General features: G+C 71.6%; 4 protein-coding genes. All 4 read right to left on the reverse strand.

Features of this window, described 5'->3' with window-relative positions; translation table 11 throughout:
- Positions 1–227 precede the first annotated feature (227 nt).
- Complete coding sequence (locus WAL33_RS14965) at positions 228–692, reverse strand: cytochrome c-type biogenesis protein (protein WP_422182315.1); 465 nt, start codon at positions 690–692, stop codon at positions 228–230.
- The gene (locus tag WAL33_RS14970) at positions 689–2,665 is read right to left on the reverse strand and encodes a heme lyase CcmF/NrfE family subunit (protein WP_422182316.1); all 1,977 of its coding nucleotides are present in this window, start codon (positions 2,663–2,665) and stop codon (positions 689–691) included. The genes WAL33_RS14965 and WAL33_RS14970 overlap by 4 nt, the downstream gene beginning before the upstream one ends.
- Positions 2,662–3,165, reverse strand: a complete 504-nt coding sequence (ccmE, locus tag WAL33_RS14975) for a cytochrome c maturation protein CcmE (RefSeq protein ID WP_422182317.1) — start codon at positions 3,163–3,165, stop codon at positions 2,662–2,664. Before ccmE ends, WAL33_RS14970 begins: the two co-directional genes overlap by 4 nt.
- A partial coding sequence (locus WAL33_RS14980) for a TPR domain-containing protein (RefSeq protein WP_422182318.1) occupies positions 3,162–4,030 on the reverse strand: 869 nt, incomplete at its 5' end. The genes WAL33_RS14980 and ccmE, both read right to left, overlap by 4 nt.

Raw genomic sequence — 4,030 nt, forward strand, 5'->3', positions numbered from 1 at the left:
TGCCCACCCCGACCAGGGCCGCGCAGGCCACGCCCGCGCCGGCCACGGCGCCGACAAAGAAACCAGACTTCCTAGCAGCCATCTTACGTCTTTCCTCACCCACGGCGCGCGGCGCCGGGTCCTTGGCTTGAGAACCTAGTTGCGCTGGCGAAAGGCGCAATGGTCTTCGAAGAGATCATGCGTCCACGCTCAAGATGGTCTTGCGGCGTCTTCGCGGCGCAATCGTGTCATTCGTCCTTCAACAACACCTGAAGACGCGCCTCCTCCACCTGAGAAAGCGCCTGCGCATCTTCGCCACCCGCCGCCGGCCCGGTTCGCCGACGCAGCAGCAACGCCATCAGCACACCGCCCAAGATCAACGCAATCCCCGGCGTGAGCCAGAGCAACGCGTTGCCCAGCGAGAACGGCGGCTTGAGCAGCACGAACTCGCCGTAGCGCGCCACCAGAAACGCGCGGATCTGCGGGTCGCTGCGCCCCTGCTTCACTTGGTCGCGTACGACCTGGCGCAGGTCGCCGGCCAGGTCGGCCTCGGAATCGTCGATCGACTCGTTCTGGCAGACCAGGCAGCGCACCTCGCGGAAGATCTCGCGGGCCCGGGCCTCCTGGGCGGGATCGGGCAGGCGCTCGGCCGGGTCGGCGGCGGCGCCGGCCATGCAGGCGATCGCGGCCAAGGCGATCAGCAGCCGCTTCATGCCGCCGTCTCCGCCTTGCGCGCCACGCCGAACCGCAGACGCCGGTCCGACAACGAGATCAGGCCGCCGATCGCCATGATCAGGGGACCCAGGAAGATCAGCCGCACCCACGGATTGACGAAGGCCCGCACCAGCCAGGCCGGCTGGCCGCCCTCGCCCGCCCGGCGCTCGCCCAGCACGACATAGAGGTCGTCCAGACCCCTTGGGCAGATCGCCACTTCCGACGTGGTCTGCTTGCCGGCCGGATAGAACCGACGCTCGGGCTTGGCCTCGCAGATCAGCGCGCCGGCCTTGGTGATCTTCACCAGGCCTCGCTCGGCGATGTAGTTGCCGCCCTCCACCGTGCCGACATCGGTCAGCACCAGCTCATAGGCGCCCAGCTTCAGCTGCCCGCCCACGCCCAGCGCCTGGGCCGCCTCGACCCGCCAGGTGGTCTCGAACGACGCGCCCAGCACGAAGATCCCCAGGCCCGCATGGGCCAGGGTGGTTCCCCAGGCGCCGCGCGGCAGGCCGGTCGTGCGGCGGCGGACCTCGGCCCACGGCGCACGGAAGGCCTTGACCCGTTCGGCCAGCTCCAGCAGCGCGCCGCCGATCAGCCAGAAGCCGACGACGAGGCCGCCGCTGGCCAGGGCGTTGCGGGGCGCGACGACGGCGAAGGCGATCAGGCCCAGGATGGCGGCCAGCGCCAGGGCCAGCCACAGGCGGCGGACCACCAGCCGGGCGTCGCCGCGCTTCCAGGCCAGCAGGGGCCCCGCCGGCAGCACCGCCATGGCCAGGATCATCAGCGGCACGAAGGTCATGTTGAAGAACGGCGCGCCGACCGACACGGCCTCGCCGTCCATCGCCTCGCGGATCAGCGGGAACAGGGTGCCGACCAGCACCACCGCCGTGGCCGTCGACAGGATGATGTTGTTCAGGACGATGGCGCTCTCGCGGCTGACCGGCGCGAACAGGCCGCCGCTGTTCAGGCTGGGGGCGCGCAGGGCGAACAGCACGAAGCCGGCCCCGGCCGCCACGCCCATGATGGTCAGCAGCAGAACGCCGCGCGTCGGATCGACGGCGAAGGCGTGGACGCTGGTCAGCACGCCCGAGCGCACCAGGAAGGCGCCCAGCATCGAGAAGGTGAAGGCCGCCAGCCCCAGGAACACCGTCCAGCCCGGCAGGGCGCCGCGCTTTTCCAGCACCACGGCCGAATGCAGCAGGGCCGTGCCGATCAGCCAGGGCATGAAGCTGGCGTTCTCGACCGGGTCCCAGAACCACCAGCCGCCCCAGCCCAGCTCGTAATAGGCCCAGAAGGCGCCCAGGGTGATGCCGACGGTCAGGAAGCTCCACGCCGCCAGGGTCCAGGGCCGCACCCAGCGGGCCCAGGCCGCGTCGACCCGACCCTCGATCAGGGCGGCCATCGAGAACGAGAACACCACCGAAAAACCGACATAGCCGCAATAGAGGAACGGCGGATGGAAGGCCAAGGCCGGGTCTTGCAGCAGCGGGTTCAGCGACGCGCCCTCGACCGGAACGTCGAACAGTCGGGCCATCGGGTTGGACGCGAAGACGGTGTAGGCCAGGAACAGCACGCCCAGCGCGCCTTGCGTCGCCATCGCATAGGCCCGCAGGCGCGGCGGCAGGGCCTCGCCGAAATGGGCCACGGCCGCGCCGTAGCCGGTCAGCACCAGGCACCACAGCAGCATCGAGCCCTCGTGGCTGCCCCAGGCGCCGGCCACCTTGTAGAGCATGGGCTTGGCGGTGTGGGAGTTGGCCGCGACATTGGCCACCGAGAAGTCCGACACCACGAAGGCGTGGACCAGGGCCAGGAAGGTCAGGGCCGTGCAGAGGAAAGCGCCAAGCGCCGCGCCGCGTCCGGCTCCGGCCAGCAGCGACGAGCGCCGCGCGCCGCCCACCGCCGACAACAGCAGCTGCAGCGCCGAAAGGACCAGGGCCAGGACGAGGGCGTAGGCCCCGAATTCGGTGATCATGACTTGGTCTTCGGGGCATAGGCGGGCGCGTCATACGCCGGCTTGGCGCCGTCGCCGCGCCACTCGCCCTGTTCCTTCAGGGCCTTGGAGACTTCGCGCGGCATGTAGCGCTCATCGTGCTTGGCCAGCACCTGCTTGGCGACAAAGGCGCCGGACTGGTCGAAGGCGCCGGAGGCGACGATGCCCTGCCCTTCGCGGAACAGGTCGGGCAGGTCGCCCTGGTAGCGCACCAGGGCCGTGGCCCGCTGGTCGGCGACCACGAACTCGACCAGCCCGTCGGGATGTTTGACGACGCTGCCCGTCTTCACGAGCCCGCCCAGCTGCACCTTGCGGCCGGCCGGCACATGGGCGGCGGCGGCCTGGGCCGGGGTGTAGAACAGCGAGATGGCGTCGCGCATGCCCCATAGGGCCAGGCCGACGGCCAGGGCCACCACCGGGGCGGCGACGGCCAGGACGGTCAGGCGGCGGCGCGCCTTGCGGGATTTGGGCAGGAAACTCATGGCTGGGTCTTCTGGGCGGGCGTTTGAGCCGCCTGGCGCAGGGCGGCCAGCACCTTGGGCTGATCCTTGTAGCGCGCCTCGGCCTTGGCCAGGGCCTCGTCGCGGCGGGCGGCGTCGCCCAGCACCGAATAGGCGCGCACCAGCTTGATCCAGCCGTCGGGGTCGTCGGGATTGGCCTCGAGCCGGGCGGCCAAGCCCGCGACCATGCCCTGGATCATGGCCTGGACATCGCCGTCCCCAGCCGTCTCGGCGGGCCGTCCGGTCGGGGCGGCCGACGGCGGCAGGCCGCCCTCGGCCTCGACCTGGGCGATCTGGCGGCCAAAGCCCATGCGGCGCGGATCGTTGGGCGGCAGGTCGGCCAGCAGCGCCTTCCAGTCGGCCAGGCCGCCCTCGACGTCGCCGTCGATGATCCGGGCCAGGCCCAGGTGGTAGCGGGCGCTGGTGTTGGCGGGGTCGCGCTTGAGCGCCTCGGCGAAGGCCTTGCGGGCGTCGGCCCCGATCTCGCCCTGGCCCTCGGCCACGAAGGTCTCGCCCAGCCCGGTCCACAGGTCGGCGCGGTTCGGCGCCAGGATCACGGCGCGGCGCAGGGCCTGGGACGCGCCGGAGGCGTCGCCGGCCGCCATCCGGGCCAGGGCCAGGTTCTTCAGCGGTTCGGGATCGGTGGGACGCTGGCGGGCGATCTGCTCCAGCACCGCGGCGATCTTCGCCGGCTCCAGCTGGACGGGGTCGGTGTTGCGCCACTGGGCCACGCGCACCAGGAACGGCTGATCGGGCACGCCGAGCGCGCCCACCAGCCCGTAGAGGCCCAGGGCCAACAGCGGCGCGGCGGCGCCCAGGACCAGCACCAGGGGCCGCAGTCGGGGAT

The organism is Caulobacter sp., from assembly GCF_049283275.1.
Taxonomy (GTDB): domain Bacteria; phylum Pseudomonadota; class Alphaproteobacteria; order Caulobacterales; family Caulobacteraceae; genus Caulobacter.

Excerpts from the sequence above, each read along its gene's own strand:
- WAL33_RS14965 (WP_422182315.1), bottom strand. The coding sequence starts at position 692 with ATGAAGCGGCTGCTGATCGCCTTGGCCGCGATCGCCTGCATGGCCGGC.
- WAL33_RS14970 (WP_422182316.1), bottom strand. The coding sequence starts at position 2,665 with ATGATCACCGAATTCGGGGCCTACGCCCTCGTCCTGGCCCTGGTCCTT.
- ccmE (WP_422182317.1), bottom strand. The coding sequence starts at position 3,165 with ATGAGTTTCCTGCCCAAATCCCGCAAGGCGCGCCGCCGCCTGACCGTC.